The organism is Martinezella miluonensis (genome assembly GCF_900094545.1).
GTDB classification, from domain to species: Bacteria; Pseudomonadota; Alphaproteobacteria; order Rhizobiales; family Rhizobiaceae; genus Rhizobium; species Rhizobium miluonense.
In genome coordinates this window covers 86,941-106,353 of record NZ_FMAH01000016.1, presented here as the reverse complement: position 1 = coordinate 106,353, position 19,413 = coordinate 86,941, and the positions used below count along the sequence as shown (strand labels likewise).

Genomic DNA, 19,413 nt, shown 5'->3' with positions numbered 1-19,413 from the left:
CTCCCGACACGAAAGAGTTAGACCGGCAACTTTGCGAGCGCAACATGCAAACCTGCTTCAAGCCTCAACAATCGCCGGACAGAAAGCCTCCCGCAGCGCATCGACCACAGAACAGATTTCCGAGCTTGCAACCGCATAGTGAATGAGCCGCCCCTCGCGACGCGTATCGACGAGCTTGTCCAGGCGAAGACGCGCCAGATGCTGTGAAACCACCGCCTGCGGCAGGTCGAGAAGCGCTTCGAGCTCCATCACGGTCTTTTCACGCTTGGCCAGCATGAAAAGAATAGCCAGCCGGGTTTCATGCGAGAGAGCCTTCAGCAAAGCGCTCGCCTTGCGCGCCTTCTCTGTCATTTCCTCGACATTGTGCTCCGCAGCACCACCTTGCAGTGGAGACGACGACATATCACTGCCTCTAGTGAGAACTCACATAGAGATATGCTTATAATATCATCAAACCCTACGTTGATTTAAAAAAGACCCGAAAACCAAAAAAGGTCCGACTTTTCAGCATATAAGCTGGCCGCCATTGATCTCGATCACTTGCCCGGTAATGTAACCGGAGAGCGTCGGCGCGGCGAGAAAAAGGTAGGCTGGAGCGCAGTCTCCGGGCGTTCCCAGGCGCTGAAGCGGGATGGATTTGCGCGTCTGCTCCAGCTTTTCCCTGGACGAATAGCGCTCGTGGAAGTCGGTCGATATCGTGCCGGGCGAAACACAATTCACCCGAATGCCGTCGGGCGCCAGCTCCCGCGCCAGTGCTTTCGAATAGGTTGCGACGAAGGCCTTCGATGCGGAATAGATGGCGGAGCCGGGGCTGCCGCCGGTCAGCGCGGAAATCGACACGGTATTGACGATCGCGGCCTCTCCCGCTGCCCGCAGCAGCGGCAACAATCCCCGTGTTACTTCCATGACGGACGTCTGGTTGAGATGAACGATCTTCTCATACTGCTCGTCCGTCAACTCGCCGGCAGGAAAGCGGCCAACCATGGTGCCGGCATTGTTGACCAGCACATCGACTCGATCGAAGCGTTCGCCCGCGGCAGTGACGAAATTGCGTACACCATGGCCGGCGGAGAAATCACCCGCGATGAGGAAGGCGCGGCGATCCGCCGCCGCTTCCATCAGATAATCCGGCAGCTCGCGATCTGAGTCGCGACCGATATGGACGAGAACATGGGCACCGCAATCGAGAAACTGCCTCGCGACTTCCAGTCCGATGCCTCGGCCGGCGCCGGTGACCACGACGTTGCGATTTTCGAATAGCTTCGGATGAAACACGATAACCTCCCCAATCGCACTATTCGCGCGCCGGTAATTGCGGAATTTTCACTTTACCATATGATGACAAAAAAACGAAAGAAGGGGAGCGAAAGCCATGTTCCTGTCCGGACGCCAGACCGAAATCCTCGAAATCGCCAAGGCGGAAGGGCGCGTGCTGGTTGAAGAATTGGCGGCGCGCTTTTCGGTCACGCCGCAGACCATCCGCAAGGATCTGAACGACCTCTGCGACGGCCGCGTGCTGTCGCGCGTGCATGGCGGCGCGATTTTCCCCGGCGGCACCGAGAATGTGAAGTATGAGGCGCGCCGGTCGATCGCCGCACCCGAAAAGCAGGCGATTGGCCGGGCGGCTGCCGGCTTGATCCCCAACAACAGCTCGCTCTTCATCAATATCGGCACGACGACGGAGGCCGTCGGCGAGGCGCTGCTCGGGCACCACGAATTGATGGTGATTACCAATAATATCAACGTCGCCAATAAGTTGCGCATTTTCCCGTCGATCGAAGTCGTCATTGCCGGCGGTGTCGTGCGCGGCTCCGATGGCGGTATCGTCGGCGAAGCGGCCGTCGATTTCATCCGGCAGTTCAAGGTCGACTATGCCGTGATCGGCGCATCGGCAATCGATACCGATGGCGCGCTTCTCGATTTCGATTTTCGCGAAGTGAAAGTGGCGCAAGCCATCATCGCCAATGCCCGGCATGTCATCCTCGTCGCCGACGGCACCAAGTTCGAACGCACCGCCCCGGTGCGGATCGGCCATCTCTCGCAGGTTCACACCTTCGTCACGGACGAATGCAACATCGAATCCGTGCGCGCCATCGCAGCCGAACATGGTGTGCGCCTCGTGGAAACCTCCCGCCGGCCGGTCTGATTGGCGCGGTTTCGGTCACGAAACCTTCGTTTGACATTCGTATCTGTTTCGTTTTAGATGGATTATCTTTCGATTTTCCATCTTCAAGAGATGGCTGGCCTTTGCGGAGGGGCGAGTGAGCGAACAGGTCTACGACATTTTCGTGATCGGCGGCGGCATCAATGGATGCGGCATCGCCCGTGACGCCACCGGGCGCGGCTATAAGGTCGCACTTGCCGAAATGAACGACTTCGCCTCCGGCACGTCATCCGGCGCCACCAAACTCATTCATGGCGGCTTGCGCTATCTCGAACACTACGAATTCCGCCTCGTGCGCGAATCCCTGATGGAGCGCGAAGTGCTGTGGGCCATGGCGCCGCACATCATCTGGCCGATGCGCTTTGTGTTGCCCTACCACAAGGGCGGCATCCGGCCGGCCTGGCTCATCCGTCTCGGCCTCTTCCTCTACGATCACCTCGGCGGGCGAAAGCTGCTGCCGCCGACGGCGACGCTGGACATGAAAAGGGATCCAGCCGGCAAGCCGCTGAAGGCGCTTTTCACCAAAGCGTTCGAATACTCCGACGGCTGGGTCGACGACGCCCGGATGGTGGTGCTGAACGCGCGCGACGCCGCCGATCGTGGCGCGACGATCATGCCGCGAACGAAAGTGATTTCCGCTCGGCGCGAAGGCACCGTCTGGGCAATCGAAACGGAAAACACCATTAGCGGCGAGAAGCGCCTGTTCCGGTCGCGCATGCTGGTCAACGCTGCAGGCCCCTGGGTCGATCACGTTCTCTCCGACGCCTTCGGCAAGAACCAGGTGCATAATGTCCGCCTGGTCCAGGGCAGCCACATCATCGTACGCAAGAAGTTCGACGACCCCCGCGCCTATTTCTTCCAGAACCCGGACAACCGCATCATCTTCGCCATTCCCTATGAGCAGGATTTTACCCTCATCGGTACCACGGATCGCGACTACAACGACGATCCGAAGGATGTGAAGATCAGCGACGAGGAAGCGACCTATCTATGCAACGCCGCCAGCGAATATTTCAAGGAGCCGGTACGGCCGGAGGATATCGTTTGGACCTATTCGGCCGTGCGCCCGCTTTATGACGACGGCGCCTCGAAGGCGCAGGAGGCAACGCGCGATTACGTTTTGAAGGTCGAAGGCGAAGAGGGCCAGGCGCCGCTGCTGAATGTCTTCGGTGGCAAGCTCACCACCTATCGCCGCCTGGGCGAACACGCGCTGGAGAAGATCGGCGAAGCCATCGGCCTGAAAGGCACACCCTGGACGGCCAAGAGTTCGCTGCCGGGCGGCGACTTTCCGGTACGCGGCTATGAGGCGGAAGTCTCGAAGCTGAAATCACGCTATCCGTTCCTGACCGATTCGCATGCCCGCCGCCTCGTCCGCCGCTATGGGACACGGGCAGCAATGATCCTTGGCGATGCGAAGGCGATTGCCGATCTCGGCCGCTGCTTCGGAAGCGACCTCTACGAGGCAGAGGTGCGATATCTGATCGAACACGAATGGGCCTACACCGCCGCCGACATTCTCTGGCGCCGCTCCAAGAAGGGCCTCTATCTGTCGAAAGAGGAAGCCGCCGCGCTCGACGATTACATGGCCGGCAGCCGCGTTCACGCATGAAGCTTTCGGCTCAATCTTCGGGATCGAGCAAGCGCGGGCCTGCGCCTTCTTCGGAAAGCCTGTCCCAGGGGTTTCGCAACGGGCAGCTGTCCATCGAGAGGCAGCCGCAACCGATGCAGCCGTCGAGCTGATCGCGCAGCCCCTGCAGGCGTCGGATCCGGGCATCAAGATCGTCCTTCCAGCGGGCTGACAGCACTTTCCAATCAGCAGCCGACGGCGTGCGCCCCTGCGGCAGCGATTGCAGAGCCGCTTGAACCTCCGCAAGCGGAATGCCGACTCTTTGCGCCACCTTGATGATCGCCACCCGGCGCAGCACCTCACGGGGATAGCGCCGTTGGTTGCCGCGGCTGCGCTGGCTCTCGATCAGCCCTTTCGCCTCGTAAAAATGCAGCGCCGAAACGGCCATACCGCTTCGCGCCGCCACCTCGCCGACCGTCAGCAGTTTGGAAAATTGACCGGACTCGATTTTTCCCATTTGCTCTATTGACCTCAACCTCACTTGAGGTTCTATAAACCCAGCTCCAAACCGCGTAAAGCAGGAGCAAGGCATGACAGAATCGACCCGGCTGGCAATCATTTATGGCAGTACCCGCCCAGGCCGCTTATGCGATCGGGTTGTCAATTGGGTCGCCCGAGAGCTGGTGCATTATCCGCTTATCGAGATCGACGTGATCGATCCCCTCGCATTCGATCTGCCATTCCAGCATGACCGCGAGCACGCTGGCGTCACAGCCCTTTCCGCTCGGCTTTCGGACGCAGATGCCTTCATCATCGTCACGCCGGAATATAATCACAGCTTCACGGCCTCGCTGAAATTCGTGCTCGATCTCGTCTATGAGCCGTGGCACGGCAAACCGGTCGCTTTCGTTTCCTATGGCGGCATCTCCGGCGGCTTGCGCGCCGTCGAGCAATTGCGGCTGGTCTTTTCCGAGCTGCACGCCGTGACAGTGCGCGACACGGTCAGTTTCGCCAATCCCTGGGGCAGGTTTGCCGAAGATGGCACGCTTGCAAATCCGATCGAGGCGCGTCAGTCGCTGGTTCGATTGATCGCGCGACTGAATTGGTGGAGCGCCGCGCTGAAACCGGCCCGCGCCATGCGCCCCTATCGCTCGATCGCGGCCTGACCCTTTTCCGCAACATAAGAATCCGGTCTTTCGTTTCTGGCAGGTGCGAAAAACCGGCTTGACGCCCGGACCTCGCACAAAGGTTCGGGCGTCATGCTTTCAAGGATCTGCCTTGCCGAAATCGCCGCGATGACCTAACCCAATAGAGAGGCAGTTGCAGCGGTGCTGGGATGGACAACGACAAGCGCCTGGGAGGAGCGGATTTCATGCGCGCCGTCGCATGTCTGATGGTGCTTGTGCATCATCTCGTTCTTCGAATGAATTTCTACAAAATTCCGCCAGCTCTGGACATGACCTTTATAATCGCGCGCTTCGGTAATCACGGCGTCTCGGTTTTCTTCGTTCTCAGCGGCTTTCTTCTCTCGCGCCCCTTCTGGCTGGCGCTGGATAGAGCCCAGCCGTTACCGTCACTGAGGATCTACACCATGCGCCGCGCGGCACGTATCCTGCCGGGCTTCTGGTTCGCCCTGACAGTCGGTTTCGCGATCAGCTTCACGGTCTACGGCTTTCCGCTCGATGCAGAACTGGTCGGCCGCTACATCGCCGGCTTCTTCCTGATGAGCCAATGGCATTGGCGCACCTTTTTCCCGGTGCAGGGCGACGGGCCCCTATGGTCGATTCCCTTCGAGACGACCTGCTATGTCCTTTTGCCGATCGGCTTTCTGCTGCTGTTCAATGCCAAACTGAGATCACGTTCCGTCTTCGTCAACCGCCTGCTCTGGATCGGTATCATCGCAATATCGCTGGTTGGCCACTGGCTGGTCGTTACCTATCTCCCGACAGACAGCGCCGGGCGGGGATGGCAATATAGCTTCCAGGGCGGTGCCAAGGAATGGATGCCGCGCTACAACCCGATCGGCTTCTTCGCGATTTTCGCGATCGGCGTATTGGCGGCCGGAGTCCAGACCATAGTTCCCGCGCGCCGCTCCGTGATCTACGACATCATTGGGGCGCTCGCGATCGTCATGGGAGCATGGCAGTTGCCGCAGTCCATCGGCGGTCCGGGAGAAGGCTATGCGTGGCTCGGCATTCCCTATCAATTTCCGCTGCTGCCTCTGGCCGTCGCCGCCGCCCTCTGCACACTCCCGCAGTCGCGACTACTGGCAAGGCTGCTGGACAACAGCCTCAGCCGTTATATCGCCACCGTCTCCTTCGGTGTCTATGTCTGGCAGGACATCGTTCTGACAATGATGCAGAAGCTCATGCCCTGGACCTTCGGCACCGGCTCGGATGACGTGCTGGGTGGCTGGATCACCTCGAGCCTCGTCGCGACCGCCATCATCTTTGCCATCGGCACACTGAGCTATGTGCTGCTCGAACGCCCCGTCATGCGATGGGCTCGCACCAGGGAAAACAGAATGACACGACCCGCCATCGCATGACGGGCCGGTAAAGGATAACGCGGGCGCAGGTTCCCTTAAATGCGCGTCGCCTTCAAGCGCTCCTCATCGAGAACGATGCCGAGCCCCGGGGCAATACCCAGATCCAGCCAGCCGGCATCGTGCTTGAGCGGGGACGCCATCGGATAGTCGCGGCGGGCCTCGCTCCACTCCGGATTGTCGTAGGGGTATTCGAGCCATGCGGCATCGCCGACGCCGGCAGTCAGATGCGCATTGGCCAACACACCGATGCCGTTCGTCCAGGAATGCGGCGTGAACTGCACGCCCGCCTCGCGGGCCTGATAGACCAATCGCCTGCAACCGGTAATACCGCCGACAAGCGCGACATCAGGCTGGATGACATCGAAGGCACGCTCTTCGATGATGTCACGAAACTCGTAGAGTTCGCGCGTCATCTCGCCGCCGGCGATCCTGACCGACGTTGCCTGCTTCAATTCCTTCATGCCCTTGCGGTCAGAGCGATAAAGCGGCTCTTCCATCCAGTAGACGCCGAGCCGTTCCAACTCCTTGGCAACGGCCAGCGCGTCCTTGAAGGTCCAGGGCAAGGTCGTATCCCAGGGCATGCGCCAACCCTGATTGCAGTCGACCATGAGCTCAAGCCGGTCGCCGACGCAGGCCCTAATCGCTTCCAGCGCCTTGACGTCCTCGCGCCAGCCGCCACGGCCGCCCGAAGACGAGGAGAAGCGCACCTTCATGGCCGGGAAGCCTTCGTCGATATAGCGTTCGGCCTGATCGGCCATGGCCGAGGGTTCGCGCAGCACACCGGAAGACGCGTAGAGCCGCACGCGGCTGGCACGCCCGCCGAGCATCCGCCACACCGGCTCGCCGGTAATCTTGCCGGAGAGGTCCCACAGCGCCAGGTCCATGGGCCAGCAGCGGCCATAGTGGAAGTTGATATGCGACAGGACTTCATAATGGCGCTCGAGGTGCCGCGGATCGTGCCCGATGAACAGGTCTTCATGGCCCTCGAAGCCCTTCATGAGATCGCCGGAGCCGATACCTTCCCGGCCCTCGTCGTCCCTGACGCGGACGATGGTCGCATCGAAATGCTTGCGCGGACGCCCATCCCAGCTCGCCTTGAACGCCGGATCGAGCGGCAGGCGGTGATGGGTGATTTCGATGGAAACGATCTTGCTCATGGTGGCTCCCCTCTCCCAAAGCTTGATCCTCCAGACAGGATCAAGCCGATTTCAATCTATCAACCGAACTGCTGCCAGATCGTCTTGTAGTCGCAATATTTGTCGACCGCATGCACCGAGCGGTCGCGGCCGAAACCGGACTGCTTGAAGCCGCCGAAAGGCGTGGCGAAGTTCGACATGTCGTAGGTATTGATCCACACCGTACCCGCATGGATCTCTTCGGAAAAGCGATGAGCGCGATCCATGTCCTTGGTGAAGACGGCGCCTGCAAGCCCGTAAATCGTGTCGTTGGCGATCCTCAGCGCATCCTCCTCCGTATCGAAGGGGATGGCAGCGAGTACGGGCCCGAAAATTTCCTGTCGCGCCAGGCTCATATCATTGGTCATGTCGACGAAGACGCCCGGCGAGACGTAGTAGCCGCCGGTTTCGCTCAAGACGCGCTCGGCACCGAAGGCACGGCGCGCGCCTTCCTTCTCGCCGGCTGCGATCATCGCCAGCACCTTGTTCATGTGCTCTTCCTCGATCAAGGCGCCGATCTGCGCCGAGGGGTCAAGAGGATGCTTGAGCGCGATATCGGAGCGGGTGACCGCCTCGATTTTCTCGATCAGCTTGTCCTGCACCGAACGCTGCACGATCAGACGGGTCGAAGCGTGGCATGTCTCGCCGGAATTATAGAAGCAGCCCCAGGCCGCAGCGACGGCGGCGGCATCGAGATCAGCATCTTCGAAGACGACGAGCGGCGACTTGCCGCCGAGCTCCAGTGCCACGCGCTTGACGTTCGATTGCGCCGCATAGCCCATGATCAGCTTGCCGACTTCGGTCGAGCCTGTGAAGGCGATCATGTCGACATCCATGTGCAGCGCCAGCGGCTTGCCTGTCTCTTCGCCATAGCCCGTCACCACGTTGAAGACGCCGGCCGGAAGGCCCGCTTCGACTGCAAGTTCGGCAAGGCGGATCGCCGAAAGCGAGGATTGCTCGGCCGGCTTCAGCACCACGGAATTGCCCGCGGCGATTGCCGGTCCCAGCTTCCAGGCATCGATGATCATCGGATAGTTCCACGGCGTGATTGCCCCGATTACACCGAGCGGCACCTTGCGCACCAGCGCCCGAGCGTTCGGGCCGGTCGGCGCAATCTCGTCATACATCTTATCGATCATTTCGCCATAAAACTGGATGCCGTCGGCGCAGAGGCGCACGTCGACACCAAGCGACGCCATGACCGGCTTGCCGACATCAATGGTCTCCAGCATGGCCAGCTCATCGCCGTGGGCGCGAATAAGCTCGGCCCATTTCAGCATGATCTTCTTCTTTTCCAGCGGCTCCTTCTTGCGCCAGACGCCGCTTTCGAAGGCGGCGCGGCCAGAAGCGACCGCAGCGTCGATATCGGCGGCATTACCGCGAGCGAGCTGTGCACCGGGCTTGCCGTCCATCGGGCGGATCCGGGTGAAGGTCTCGCCCGAAGTGGCGCCGCGATGGGCACCGTTTATGAAGTGACGCCCTTCGGGCTTCAGGCCGGAGAGAACGCTTTCCCAATAGTCGCGCGTATAGTTCTTGGTCATCTCAGATTCCTTTCGGCAGCGCCATGATGGCGGCGGCAAAGCGGTCGATGTCGGCATCCGTCACATCGCGGATCGTCGAGCGCCGCATGGGCTGGTTTTCAGTTGCGCGCATCTCGCGGGCAAGATCGGTGTCATCGAAGGGCTTGAAAGCAGCAGGAAGCGAGCGCGTGATACCGCAGCGATCCATCCAGCCGGAGACGAACGCGGGGAGTTCAGCGGCACTCTCGACACCGCATGCCTTCGCGGCCGCATTGAGGTCGACGGTATCCGCCTCAACCAGCCAGGCAAGTGTCGCTTCAAAGCCGAGCGCGGTCGCGAGGCCATGATGGACTGGACCAAGGCCTGCCAATGCGTGGCTGACATTGTGCGCGATCGCTGTGCCGCAATTGTCGATGGCAATGCCGGCAAAGCAGGAGCCGAGCAATACGTCGCCGCGCGCTGCCATATTCTCGGGCTGCTTGACGGCCGTCTCCAGGGCGTCGGTAATCAACCGCAACGCCTGATGCGCATAGAATTGCGCGCCGCGATGCGTGTTGCGGTTCGTTGCCGCCTCGAAGGCATGGATGAAGGCATCGAGGCCGCACCATGCCGTCAGGTTGGCAGGCAAGGTTTTCGTCAGAGCCGGATCGAGAATGACGAGATCGGCCTTCGTCTCCGGTCCCCAGATCCAGAGCTTCTTACCTTCGGGCCCGGCGAAGATATTCGTTGCCGATGTCTCCGAACCCGTGCCGGCCGTGGTGGGTATCATGATCTTCTTCAGCGGATTCTTCGGCAGCGGATTGGCCGCCAGTGCGTAATGCATCGGATCCTCGCCGGAAGCGATGCAGCAGGCGACGATCTTGCCGATGTCGAGCGCCGAGCCGCCGCCAACGCCGATCACCATATCGGCACCCTGCCCCGCGGCTATCGCCGCATGCAGATGCGCAAGCTTCGGCTCACCGGCAAAATCGGAAAAAACCTGCGTCTTCACGCCCGCTTCGGCAAGCTCGCCACTGATCCTGGCCGCAAGGCCCGACTGTGCCAGGAAGGCATCGATCACGAGCAGAACCGTGCCAACGCCATCGAAGGATTTGACGGCCGCGGGAAGGCCGGAGAGCGCATTCTCACCGAAGCGAATGTCAGGAATGGCGGAAATGGAAAAGGACACGAGGGATCCCCTTGGAAAAGCGGCTGAAAATGATGTCACAATCCTGCATCACAATTTCAGATCTTCAAATCCGGGCAATTATCAGGAATATTGATAATCTGAAGTTATGGAGAGCCGATGCTAGAGAAAATACCGCTGGAGGCCTTTCGCGTTTTCGACGCGGCCGCGCGCGCAATGAACTTCTCCCGTGCCGGCCGGGAGCTGAATATCACCCAGGCTGCCGTCAGCCGCCGCATCAAGGGGCTTGAGGATCATCTCGGCGCAACCCTCTTCACCCGGCGCGGCCGAAATCTGGCGCTGACGCCGGATGGCGAGCGGCTGTTCCAGCGCGTGCGCGCTACGCTCGAATATCTCGAGGAGAGCCTGGAGCCTTTTCGCACAGGCACGGGCGAAATCATCTCGATCGCGGCGAGCGGTTCGATCTCGCATCTCTGGCTTGGGCAAAGGCTCAGGGATTTCGGCAAGGAGAGCCCGGGCATCTCCGTGCGCCTGCTGACGACGGACGTCCATTCCGAACTTGCCTCGGAGAACAACGATCTCATCATCATCTATTCCACAGGCGAACATCCGCGCTGGAGCCTGACGCCGCTGATGAAAGAGGTGCTGGTGCCGATCGCCTCGCCGGACTACCTGGCGGTCCGCGGCCTCGACCCGCAGGCACTGACGGCAGTCGATATCGCCGCGCTCGATCTCATTGATTACGAACGCGCTAACGCCCACTGGATCAGCTTCCGCCAATGGTTCGGCCGCATCGGCGATCCTTTGAAGGGCAAGCTGCCGAGACCGCGGCTTTCCTTTTCGACCTACATCATGGCGGTGGAAGCCGCACTCAGGAGCGAAGGCATAGCGCTCGGCAGCCTTGGCCTCATTGAGGAATATCTGCAGTCTGGTGCGCTCGTCACGATCGGCAACGACCGCGTGGAAAGCGGCTTCGGATACTATCTCGGCGCACCGCGCTTCCGCTCGTTGTCTCCCGAAGCAGTCCAGTTGCACCGGTTCCTGCTGCGGGGCCAACAGGTCTGATACGAATTGGGGAGGAATATCCTTGCTGCCTCCGCCGTGAGAGTCGGCGATTCGAACGAGGTGCGGCCGCTCGCCAACCCGCTCTTGTGGTTCGAGGGCGCTTGCGCGCCACCTCACCTTGAGGGCTGCTCTTCTCACACTGCCGCCAAAGAGCGGCAAGCCGTGTTGAGGACAGGATCCGCTCCATCCTCGTCCTGAGCCTGTCGAAGGACGGGGATGGCCCGGGTCTTCTAACAAAAAAGCGGCCCATAGGACCGCTTCTATTTCATTCGGTGATTTTGGATCGCATCAATCCTGCGGGATCGAGCCGCGCAGATGTGAGAGTTCCATGATGAAATGCTCCAGGCGCGACTTGTGCTCGTGATGCAGCGCATCTTCGAGTTCGGCCTTGGCAGCATTGATGCGACGATCCAGCTCGTCGCGGCTCATGTCCTCAACCGGAACGGCTGATTCGGCAAGCAGAGTGCAGCCGGTCGGCAGGATATCGGCAAAGCCGCCGAAAACGACGTAATCCTGTTTGCTGCCCGAAGCCGAATGCACCTTGACGAGGCCCGGCTTGATGGTGGTCATGGTCGGCGCATGATGTGCCATGATGGTCATCTCGCCTTCGGTCGCGGGGATGACGACATCGATGACCTGTTCCGACAGCAACAGACGCTCCGGGGAAACCAGTTCGAAATTGAAATTGTCAGCCATGGCCCGTCACTTCTCGATTGTCTTATTCGCAAGGCAAGGGCGCGCGGGCAATGCCGCGCGCCGATGGATTGGCCTGATTAGGCAGCCAGCTTCTTGGCCTTTTCGATCGCTTCGTCGATCGAGCCAACCATGTAGAAGGCAGCTTCCGGCAGGTGATCGTATTCGCCGTTGACGAGGCCCTTGAAGCCCTTGATCGTGTCTTCGAGCGCAACGAGCTTGCCCGGCGAGCCGGTGAAGACTTCGGCGACGAAGAACGGCTGCGACAGGAAGCGCTCGATCTTGCGGGCGCGGGCAACAGCCAGCTTGTCGTCTTCGGAAAGTTCGTCCATGCCCAGGATGGCGATGATGTCCTGCAAGGCCTTGTAGCGCTGCAGCGTCGACTGAACCTTACGAGCAATTTCGTAGTGCTCTTCGCCAACGACCAGCGGGTCGAGCATGCGCGAGGTGGAGTCGAGCGGGTCGACGGCCGGGTAGATGCCCTTTTCAGCGATCGAGCGCGACAGAACCGTCGTTGCGTCCAAGTGGGCGAACGAGGTAGCCGGCGCCGGGTCGGTCAAGTCGTCGGCAGGAACGTAAATGGCCTGAACCGAAGTGATCGAGCCCGTCGTCGTCGTGGTGATGCGTTCCTGCATCTGGCCCATGTCGGTGGCGAGCGTCGGCTGATAGCCCACGGCCGAAGGAATACGGCCGAGCAGAGCCGACACTTCCGAACCTGCCTGGGTGAAGCGGAAGATGTTGTCGACGAAGAACAGAACGTCCTGGCCTTCATCGCGGAAGTTTTCAGCAACGGTCAGACCGGTCAGAGCGACACGAGCGCGAGCACCCGGCGGTTCGTTCATCTGGCCGTAAACGAGCGCGGCCTTGGAGCCTTCGCCGCCGCCATGCTTGTTGACGCCCGATTCGATCATTTCGTGGTAAAGGTCGTTGCCTTCGCGGGTACGTTCACCCACGCCTGCGAAGACCGAGTAACCACCGTGCGCCTTGGCGACGTTGTTGATCAGTTCCATGATGAGAACGGTCTTGCCGACGCCGGCGCCGCCGAACAGGCCGATCTTGCCGCCCTTTGCGTAAGGAGCGAGAAGGTCGACGACCTTGATGCCGGTGACGAGGATCTGCGCTTCCGTGGATTGCTCGACGTAGGACGGAGCATCCTGGTGGATCGCGCGCTTCTTTGCGGTGTTCAGCGGACCTGCTTCGTCAACCGGCTCGCCGATGACGTTCATGATACGACCCAGCGTCTCATGTCCGACCGGAACCGAGATCGGCGCGCCCGTGTCCTTGACGTGCTGTCCGCGAACCAGACCTTCGGTCGAGTCCATGGCGATCGTGCGAACGGAGTTTTCGCCGAGGTGCTGTGCGACTTCGAGAACCAGACGATTGCCGTTGTTGTCAGTTTCAAGCGCGTTCAGGATCGCCGGGAGTTCGCCGTCGAAAGCAACGTCCACAACGGCGCCGATAACCTGCGTAACCTTACCGACAGAACCTGCGGGGGTAGCTGCGTCAGCCATATTCTTACCCTCTTTCCCTAACCTCAGAGCGCTTCCGCGCCCGAAATGATTTCAATCAATTCCTTGGTGATCTGTGCCTGACGCTGACGGTTGTAGCTCAACGTCAGCTTGTTGATCATCTCACCAGCGTTGCGCGTCGCATTGTCCATCGCGCTCATCTTGGCACCCATCTCGCCGGCGACGTTTTCGAGCAACGCGCGGAAGATCTGGACGGAGATGTTGCGCGGGATCAGGTCCGCGAGGATCGAAGCCGCATCCGGCTCGTATTCGTAGACGGCGCCCTTGTGGGCCGCATCTTCTTCGACGACGGCGGGAGCCGAAGCCGGAATAAGCTGCTGCGCCGTCGGCACCTGGCTGATCACCGACTTGAATTCGGAATAGAACAGCGTGCAGACGTCGAATTCGCCAGCTTCGAACATTTCGATGACGCGCTTACCGATGGCGTCGGCATTGTCGAAGCCGATACGCTTGACGTCGCGCAGTTCCTTGCGCTCGACGATCAGCGATGCGTATTCGCGGCGAAGCACGTCATAGCCCTTCTTGCCGACGGTGAAGATCTTCACCGTCTTGCCTTCGGCCAGAAGCTTGCGGGCATGATCACGAGCGAAACGCGAGATCTGCGAATTGAAGCCGCCGCAAAGGCCGCGTTCGGCCGTGCAGACGACGAGCAGATGCACATCGCTCTTGCCGCTTCCGGTCATCAGCAACGGCGCACCGTCAGCATCGCTGACCGCAGCCGAGATGTTGGCCAGAACAGCGGCCATGCGCTGCGAGTAAGGCCGGGCGGCCTCGGCCGCCTCCTGCGCACGCCGAAGCTTCGCCGCGGCGACCATTTTCATCGCCTTGGTGATCTTCTGCGTCGCCTTGACGGAGGCGATCCGGTTTTTCAGATCCTTTAGTGAAGGCATCCTTGGTCCGTCCTAGAGCTTAGCCCGATTACGTGAAAGACTTGACGAAGCTGTCGAGAGCAGCGGTGAGCTTGCTCTTCGTCGCGTCGCTGATAGCCTTTTCGGTGCGGATGGTGTCGAGGATTTCCTTACCTTCCGAGCGGAGGTACGACAGGAAGCCTTGCTCGAACTTACCGACCTGGTTGACGGGCAGCTTGTCGAGGTAGCCATTGACGCCAGCGAAGATCACAGCAACCTGCTCTTCCGTCTTCAGCGGCGAGAACTGCGGCTGCTTCAGGAGTTCCGTCAGGCGCGAACCGCGGTTTAGCAGGCGCTGCGTTGCGGCATCGAGGTCGGAACCGAACTGGGCGAAGGCGGCCATTTCGCGATACTGGGCGAGCTCGCCCTTGATCGAACCGGCAACCTGCTTCATCGCCTTGATCTGCGCGGACGAACCGACGCGCGAAACCGACAGACCGACGTTAACAGCCGGACGGATGCCCTGGTAGAACAGGTCGGTTTCGAGGAAGATCTGGCCGTCGGTGATCGAGATCACGTTGGTCGGAATGAAGGCCGAAACGTCGTTGCCCTGCGTTTCGATGACCGGAAGAGCGGTCAGCGAACCGGCGCCCTTATCGTCGTTCATCTTGGCAGCGCGCTCGAGGAGACGCGAGTGCAGGTAGAAAACGTCGCCCGGGTAAGCTTCGCGGCCCGGCGGGCGGCGCAGCAGAAGCGACATCTGGCGGTAGGAAACGGCCTGCTTGGAAAGGTCGTCGTAACCGATCAGGGCGTGCATGGCGTTGTCACGGAAGTATTCGCCCATGGCGCAGCCGGCGAACGGAGCCAGGAACTGCATCGGAGCCGGATCGGAAGCGGTCGCGGCAACGATGATCGAATATTTCAATGCGCCGCGCTCTTCGAGCACCTTGACGAACTGGGCAACGGTCGAACGCTTCTGGCCGACGGCGACGTAGACGCAGTACAGCTTTTCGCTGTCCGGACCGGCATCGTGGATGGCCTTCTGGTTCAGGATCGTGTCGAGAATGATGGCGGTCTTGCCGGTCTGGCGGTCGCCGATGACGAGCTCGCGCTGACCGCGGCCGACCGGGATCAGAGCGTCGATGGCCTTGAGGCCGGTCGACATCGGCTCATGAACCGACTTGCGCGGGATGATGCCCGGAGCCTTGACGTCGACGCGCGAACGACGGGTCGCGTTGATCGGGCCCTTGCCATCGATCGGATTGCCGAGCGCGTCGACAACGCGGCCGAGCAGTTCCGGACCAACCGGAACGTCGACGATCGCGCCGGTGCGCTTGACGGTGTCGCCTTCCTTGATGTCACGGTCCGAGCCGAAGATAACCACACCGACGTTGTCGGCTTCGAGGTTCAGGGCCATGCCGCGAATGCCGCCAGGGAATTCGACCATTTCGCCGGCCTGGACGTTGTCCAGACCGTAGACGCGGGCGATACCGTCACCGACGGAGAGAACCTGGCCGACTTCGGAGACTTCAGCTTCCTTGCCGAAGTTTTTGATCTGATCTTTCAGAATTGCGGAAATTTCCGCGGCGCGGATATCCATCAGCCGACCTCTTTCAATGCAAGCTTAAGGGTGGAGAGTTTGGTGCGAAGGGACGTATCGATCTGACGCGAACCGACCTTGACGATCAAACCACCGAGGATCGACGGATCGACCGTGACGGCAATTGCCACGTCCTTGCCGGTGACGCCCTTCAGCGCCGCCTTCAATTCATCTTCCTGCGCCTGAGTGAGCGCATGCGCCGAGGTGACCTCGGCGGAAATCTCGCCGCGATGCTTAGCGGCGATGATACGGAAAGCCTTGATCATGCCCGGCAGCGCAAAGAGGCGCCGATTGCTGGCTACAAGCTTCAAGAAATTGGTGACGTAGGCGCCGAAGCCTGCCTTCGTTGCCAGCGCCTGGATCGCGCCGACCTGCTCATCGGCCGAAAAGACCGGGCTGTGAACGAAACGCTTCAGATCGTCGCTCTCGTCGAGCATGGCTTGAAACCGATCGAGATCGGCGGTCACTGCCGGCACGACACCTTCTTCAAGGGCCAACTCGAACAGCGACGAGGCATATCGTTCTGCAACGCCAGAAACATGCTGGGATGTGTCTGCCACGGGCACAAAATTCCCTGATTTCAACCCAAGAACTCGACTCCCGGATAACGGAAGCCATATGCCCTTGAATTCGTTTTGATTTCCCCCAGAAATCAGCAGGAGTGTGCTCCCGCTTCATCCGAAATTCGGGGTTCGTCTAACATAGGATATTGAGACTCGCAACACGCGTATTCGCCGAATGCGCCATTCGGGCGAATTTATGATGGCAAAAATTCAAAAGCATGGGGATAGCGCGGGAAAATAAGGCTCGCCAAAGCTGTTTTCAGCTCAAATATAGCCGAGCCCATAGAGAAAAGGTAGCGCGGCGAGAATCGCCTGTACAACCAGAAGGAGAAGGCTCAAAAATATACTGCCACGATCAGACATAAGCGACAGGATGCGGCCGAAACCCGCGACGCCGAAGGAGGCGCCGAGGGCAAGGTAGATCATCGGCTGCGCCAAAAGGATCGCCATCAACCCGAAACCGAGCATAAAACCGCCCGCTGAGCGAGCCTCGCCGTAGGCCTCGGTTTGGCCTTCGCGCACCTGAAGCTTGAGGATGCGATAGGTATAGCCCGGAGCGAACATCAGGAAGAGGCCGATCAGTGCCGCGACGGCGGCTGAACAGTAGGCAAGCCGCTCGCCGAGATCTGTCGGAAAATAAAGCTCCATCGGTCGCCCCCAATATCAGCCGCGCGCAAATCACGTAAGTAAGACGGCCGACTTATGGCATGATCCGGTCAAACAGGGAAAGGCGCAGTCAAGATATCTGCCGCATCAATCACAGAAAGCTTTGCGGATCTATATCGAGCTGCACCTGCACGGAGCCGCGCTCCTTCGGTGACTGCGCCAGCATGGCTCGAAGGAAGCCCTGCATGTCGGAATTGCGCCGGCCGTGCACGAGCAAGCGGAAACGATGCCGCCCGCGTACAAGCGCGATCGGTGCTTCTGCCGGGCCGAGTACCGATATGCCCGAAACTTGCGGCGCGGCATTGCGCAAGCCGCGCGCGTGGGTCTCCGCATCCTGCCTGCTATCGGCTGAGACGATGATCGAGGCGAGCCGGCCGAAGGGCGGCAATATGGCTCTTTCACGCTCCAAAATCTCGCGTTCGTAAAAGGCGCCGGCATCGCCTGAGACGATCGCCTGCATGACGGGATGCTGCGGCTGGTACGTCTGCAGCAATCCGTGGCTCTTCAATCCGGTTCGCCCGGCGCGTCCCGTCACCTGCGAAAGAAGCTGGAACGTCCGCTCGGCGGCACGCGGATCGCCATTGGCAAGGCCGAGATCGGCGTCGACGATGCCGACCAGCGTCATCAGCGGAAAGTTATGCCCCTTGGCGACGAGCTGTGTGCCGATGACGATATCCGCCTCGCCCTTGGCGATGGCATCGAGCTCCAGCCTCAGCCGCTTGACGCCGCCCATGATGTCGGAAGACAGCATGATGGTCCGCGCTTCGGGGAAATGACGCTCCACCTCCTCGGCGATGCGCTCGACGCCCGGTCCGCAGGCAACGAGATGATCGAGCGTGCCGCATTCCGGGCAGGCTTCTGGCGTGCGCTCGGCATAACCGCATTGATGGCACTGGATCTGGCCGCGAAACCGGTGCTCCACCAGCCAGCTCGAACATTGCGGGCACTGGAACCGGTGGCCGCAAACCCGGCAAAGCGTTAGCGGCGCATAGCCGCGCCTGTTGAGAAACAGCAGCGCCTGCTCGCCCTTGGCAACCGTCTTGCCGATCGCGCGGATCAGCACCGGCGAGAGAAAGCCGCCGCGCTCCGGCGCGTGCCGTCGCATGTCGATCAGATGCAGGTCGGGAAGCGCCGCATCGCCGTAGCGCGTCGGCAGGTGGATGGTGGTGTAGCGCCCGCTTTGGCCGTTGACCTGGCTTTCGACCGAAGGTGTGGCTGACACCAGCACGACGGGGAAATCGCCGATGCGACCGCGCACCACGGCCATATCGCGCGCATTATAATAGACGCGATCCTCCTGCTTATAAGCGGGGTCATGCTCTTCATCGACAATGATCAGGCCGAGATCCTCGAAAGGCAGGAAGAGAGCAGAGCGCGCGCCGGCGACGACTCGCACCTCGCCCGTCACGGCCTGACGCCAAACCTTCTCGCGCATGCGCGGCGGGAGATCCGAATGCCATTCGGCCGGTTTGGCACCGAAACGATCCTGAAAGCGTTCGAGGAAGCTTGCCGTCAGCGCGATCTCCGGTAGGAGGATCAGCACCTGCTTGCCGCGCCGCAAAGTTTCGGCGATGGCCTCGAAATAGACTTCCGTCTTGCCGGAGCCGGTGACGCCATCAATCAGGGAAACCGCGAACTCGCCCTTGCGCACGTCCACCAATATCTCGTCGGCCGCATCCTTTTGCGGGCCTTCCAGCCGTGAGCCTATGTAGTCCGGATCAGGCAGGGCGACGACGGGCGGCGGCGGTAGAAAGATGGTTTCGAAAATGCCTTGCGAGATCAGCCCGTCGACGACGCTGGTGGACACACCGGCTGCATGCGCCAAGCCGATGCGCGTCCACGAAAGCCCGTCTGCGGCAATCTCCATCACCTTGGCGCGCGCCGGCGTCAGCCGCTCCGGCTGACCGCCGACGAAGCGCAATCCCTCGATCATCGGTTCGGGATCGAAAGCAGCCGGCGCCCTGAGCGCCATGCGCGCCACCAGCCCTGGCGGCGACAGCGTATAGCCGGCAACCCAGTCGATGAAATCGCGCATATGCTTGCCGAGCGGCGGGCAATCGAAGACATGGCTGATCGGCCGAAGCTTCTTCGGATCGACACCGCCATCATCGTCGCCATCCCAGACGACGCCGATGACCTGCCTTGGCCCAAGCGGTACCTGCACGACCGACCCCGGCTCCAACGCCATGCCTTCAGGCACGGCATAGGAATAGGCCCTCGGCGCCGGCATCGGCACGAGAACGGGAACCGTACGGCTCATCACAGGTTTTGCGGGCGCCGCCTCGAAAAGCGCACCAAACAGATCGGAAGAATCTTTGTTCATTGCGCCAAACCATGCCTCGGACGAGC

At 60.7% G+C, this 19,413-nt stretch carries 18 protein-coding genes; 5 read left to right on the top strand and 13 right to left on the bottom strand.

All coding sequences use genetic code 11. From position 1 onward, the window contains the following. Positions 1–57: 57 nt before the first annotated feature. Together GA0061102_RS15210 and GA0061102_RS15205 are read right to left on the bottom strand one after the other, a co-directional pair. A complete protein-coding gene (locus tag GA0061102_RS15210; RefSeq protein ID WP_092849882.1) occupies positions 58–402 on the bottom strand; it encodes an ArsR/SmtB family transcription factor in 345 nt (114 codons plus the stop codon). 102 nt (positions 403–504) lie between these two features. Then, the gene (locus GA0061102_RS15205) at positions 505–1,275 is read right to left on the bottom strand and encodes an SDR family NAD(P)-dependent oxidoreductase (RefSeq protein ID WP_092849876.1); all 771 of its coding nucleotides are present in this window, start codon (positions 1,273–1,275) and stop codon (positions 505–507) included. A 97-nt stretch (positions 1,276–1,372) separates the two neighbouring features. Between GA0061102_RS15205 and GA0061102_RS15200 the strand changes: the two genes are divergently transcribed. Then, positions 1,373–2,146, top strand: coding sequence for a DeoR/GlpR family DNA-binding transcription regulator (locus tag GA0061102_RS15200; RefSeq protein WP_092849869.1), 774 nt, complete (start codon positions 1,373–1,375; stop codon positions 2,144–2,146). A 115-nt stretch (positions 2,147–2,261) separates the two neighbouring features. After that, positions 2,262–3,773, top strand: a complete 1,512-nt coding sequence (glpD, locus tag GA0061102_RS15195) for a glycerol-3-phosphate dehydrogenase (RefSeq protein ID WP_092849861.1) — start codon at positions 2,262–2,264, stop codon at positions 3,771–3,773. A 10-nt stretch (positions 3,774–3,783) separates the two neighbouring features. On the opposite strand, the gene soxR is transcribed toward glpD, so the two are convergent. Continuing rightward, entirely contained in the window at positions 3,784–4,248 is a 465-nt protein-coding gene (gene soxR / locus GA0061102_RS15190) for a redox-sensitive transcriptional activator SoxR (protein ID WP_092849856.1), read from the bottom strand. A 73-nt stretch (positions 4,249–4,321) separates the two neighbouring features. Between soxR and GA0061102_RS15185 the strand changes: the two genes are divergently transcribed. Together GA0061102_RS15185 and GA0061102_RS15180 are read left to right on the top strand one after the other, a co-directional pair. Beyond that, the gene (locus tag GA0061102_RS15185) at positions 4,322–4,897 is read left to right on the top strand and encodes an NADPH-dependent FMN reductase (protein ID WP_092849853.1); all 576 of its coding nucleotides are present in this window, start codon (positions 4,322–4,324) and stop codon (positions 4,895–4,897) included. 170 nt (positions 4,898–5,067) lie between these two features. Next, on the top strand, positions 5,068–6,279 hold the full coding sequence (locus tag GA0061102_RS15180) for an acyltransferase family protein (RefSeq protein ID WP_092849845.1): 1,212 nt from the start codon (positions 5,068–5,070) through the stop codon (positions 6,277–6,279). 35 nt (positions 6,280–6,314) lie between these two features. On the opposite strand, the gene GA0061102_RS15175 is transcribed toward GA0061102_RS15180, so the two are convergent. The 3 genes from GA0061102_RS15175 to GA0061102_RS15165 are packed head-to-tail and all read right to left on the bottom strand — an operon-like array spanning position 6,315 to position 10,142. Then, positions 6,315–7,436 carry a mandelate racemase/muconate lactonizing enzyme family protein gene (locus tag GA0061102_RS15175; RefSeq protein ID WP_092849835.1) on the bottom strand — a complete coding sequence of 374 codons (1,122 nt, stop codon included), beginning with the start codon at positions 7,434–7,436 and terminating at the stop codon, positions 6,315–6,317. 59 nt (positions 7,437–7,495) lie between these two features. Next, entirely contained in the window at positions 7,496–8,995 is a 1,500-nt protein-coding gene (locus GA0061102_RS15170) for an aldehyde dehydrogenase (RefSeq protein WP_092849830.1), read from the bottom strand. Between the two features lies 1 nt (position 8,996). Beyond that, positions 8,997–10,142 carry an iron-containing alcohol dehydrogenase gene (locus GA0061102_RS15165; protein ID WP_092849821.1) on the bottom strand — a complete coding sequence of 382 codons (1,146 nt, stop codon included), beginning with the start codon at positions 10,140–10,142 and terminating at the stop codon, positions 8,997–8,999. A gap of 117 nt (positions 10,143–10,259) precedes the next feature. Here GA0061102_RS15165 and GA0061102_RS15160 point away from each other — a divergent pair, with 117 nt between their 5' ends. Then, entirely contained in the window at positions 10,260–11,165 is a 906-nt protein-coding gene (locus GA0061102_RS15160; protein ID WP_092849812.1) for a LysR substrate-binding domain-containing protein, read from the top strand. A 288-nt stretch (positions 11,166–11,453) separates the two neighbouring features. Here the strand turns inward: GA0061102_RS15160 and GA0061102_RS15155 are convergent, their stop codons facing one another. The 7 genes from GA0061102_RS15155 to GA0061102_RS15125 form a co-directional block, all read right to left on the bottom strand. Further along, positions 11,454–11,861: a F0F1 ATP synthase subunit epsilon gene (locus GA0061102_RS15155; protein WP_092849805.1), complete on the bottom strand. Its 408-nt coding sequence runs from the start codon at positions 11,859–11,861 to the stop codon at positions 11,454–11,456. A 77-nt stretch (positions 11,862–11,938) separates the two neighbouring features. Next, positions 11,939–13,369, bottom strand: coding sequence for a F0F1 ATP synthase subunit beta (atpD, locus tag GA0061102_RS15150; RefSeq protein WP_092849798.1), 1,431 nt, complete (start codon positions 13,367–13,369; stop codon positions 11,939–11,941). A gap of 23 nt (positions 13,370–13,392) precedes the next feature. Further along, positions 13,393–14,277: a F0F1 ATP synthase subunit gamma gene (locus tag GA0061102_RS15145; protein ID WP_092849795.1), complete on the bottom strand. Its 885-nt coding sequence runs from the start codon at positions 14,275–14,277 to the stop codon at positions 13,393–13,395. A 28-nt stretch (positions 14,278–14,305) separates the two neighbouring features. After that, the gene (atpA, locus tag GA0061102_RS15140) at positions 14,306–15,835 is read right to left on the bottom strand and encodes a F0F1 ATP synthase subunit alpha (protein WP_092849793.1); all 1,530 of its coding nucleotides are present in this window, start codon (positions 15,833–15,835) and stop codon (positions 14,306–14,308) included. Continuing rightward, positions 15,835–16,401 (bottom strand): F0F1 ATP synthase subunit delta, encoded by a 567-nt coding sequence (locus GA0061102_RS15135; RefSeq protein ID WP_092849790.1) that lies wholly within the window; start codon positions 16,399–16,401, stop codon positions 15,835–15,837. Before GA0061102_RS15135 ends, atpA begins: the two co-directional genes overlap by 1 nt. A 261-nt stretch (positions 16,402–16,662) precedes the next feature. Beyond that, the gene (locus tag GA0061102_RS15130; RefSeq protein WP_092849788.1) at positions 16,663–17,046 is read right to left on the bottom strand and encodes an AGROH133_08824 family phage infection protein; all 384 of its coding nucleotides are present in this window, start codon (positions 17,044–17,046) and stop codon (positions 16,663–16,665) included. Between the two features lie 109 nt (positions 17,047–17,155). Further along, positions 17,156–19,387: a primosomal protein N' gene (locus GA0061102_RS15125; RefSeq protein ID WP_092849785.1), complete on the bottom strand. Its 2,232-nt coding sequence runs from the start codon at positions 19,385–19,387 to the stop codon at positions 17,156–17,158. Positions 19,388–19,413: the final 26 nt, after the last annotated feature.

Bases quoted from the DNA above. Each gene is read 5' to 3' on its own strand.
- GA0061102_RS15210 (WP_092849882.1), bottom strand. From the start codon at position 402: ATGTCGTCGTCTCCACTGCAAGGTGGTGCTGCGGAGCACAATGTCGAG.
- GA0061102_RS15200 (WP_092849869.1), top strand. From the start codon at position 1,373: ATGTTCCTGTCCGGACGCCAGACCGAAATCCTCGAAATCGCCAAGGCG.
- soxR (WP_092849856.1), bottom strand. From the start codon at position 4,248: ATGGGAAAAATCGAGTCCGGTCAATTTTCCAAACTGCTGACGGTCGGC.
- GA0061102_RS15185 (WP_092849853.1), top strand. From the start codon at position 4,322: ATGACAGAATCGACCCGGCTGGCAATCATTTATGGCAGTACCCGCCCA.
- GA0061102_RS15180 (WP_092849845.1), top strand. From the start codon at position 5,068: ATGGACAACGACAAGCGCCTGGGAGGAGCGGATTTCATGCGCGCCGTC.
- GA0061102_RS15175 (WP_092849835.1), bottom strand. From the start codon at position 7,436: ATGAGCAAGATCGTTTCCATCGAAATCACCCATCACCGCCTGCCGCTC.
- GA0061102_RS15170 (WP_092849830.1), bottom strand. From the start codon at position 8,995: ATGACCAAGAACTATACGCGCGACTATTGGGAAAGCGTTCTCTCCGGC.
- GA0061102_RS15160 (WP_092849812.1), top strand. From the start codon at position 10,260: ATGCTAGAGAAAATACCGCTGGAGGCCTTTCGCGTTTTCGACGCGGCC.
- GA0061102_RS15155 (WP_092849805.1), bottom strand. From the start codon at position 11,861: ATGGCTGACAATTTCAATTTCGAACTGGTTTCCCCGGAGCGTCTGTTG.
- atpD (WP_092849798.1), bottom strand. From the start codon at position 13,369: ATGGCTGACGCAGCTACCCCCGCAGGTTCTGTCGGTAAGGTTACGCAG.
- GA0061102_RS15145 (WP_092849795.1), bottom strand. From the start codon at position 14,277: ATGCCTTCACTAAAGGATCTGAAAAACCGGATCGCCTCCGTCAAGGCG.
- atpA (WP_092849793.1), bottom strand. From the start codon at position 15,835: ATGGATATCCGCGCCGCGGAAATTTCCGCAATTCTGAAAGATCAGATC.
- GA0061102_RS15130 (WP_092849788.1), bottom strand. From the start codon at position 17,046: ATGGAGCTTTATTTTCCGACAGATCTCGGCGAGCGGCTTGCCTACTGT.
- GA0061102_RS15125 (WP_092849785.1), bottom strand. From the start codon at position 19,387: ATGAACAAAGATTCTTCCGATCTGTTTGGTGCGCTTTTCGAGGCGGCG.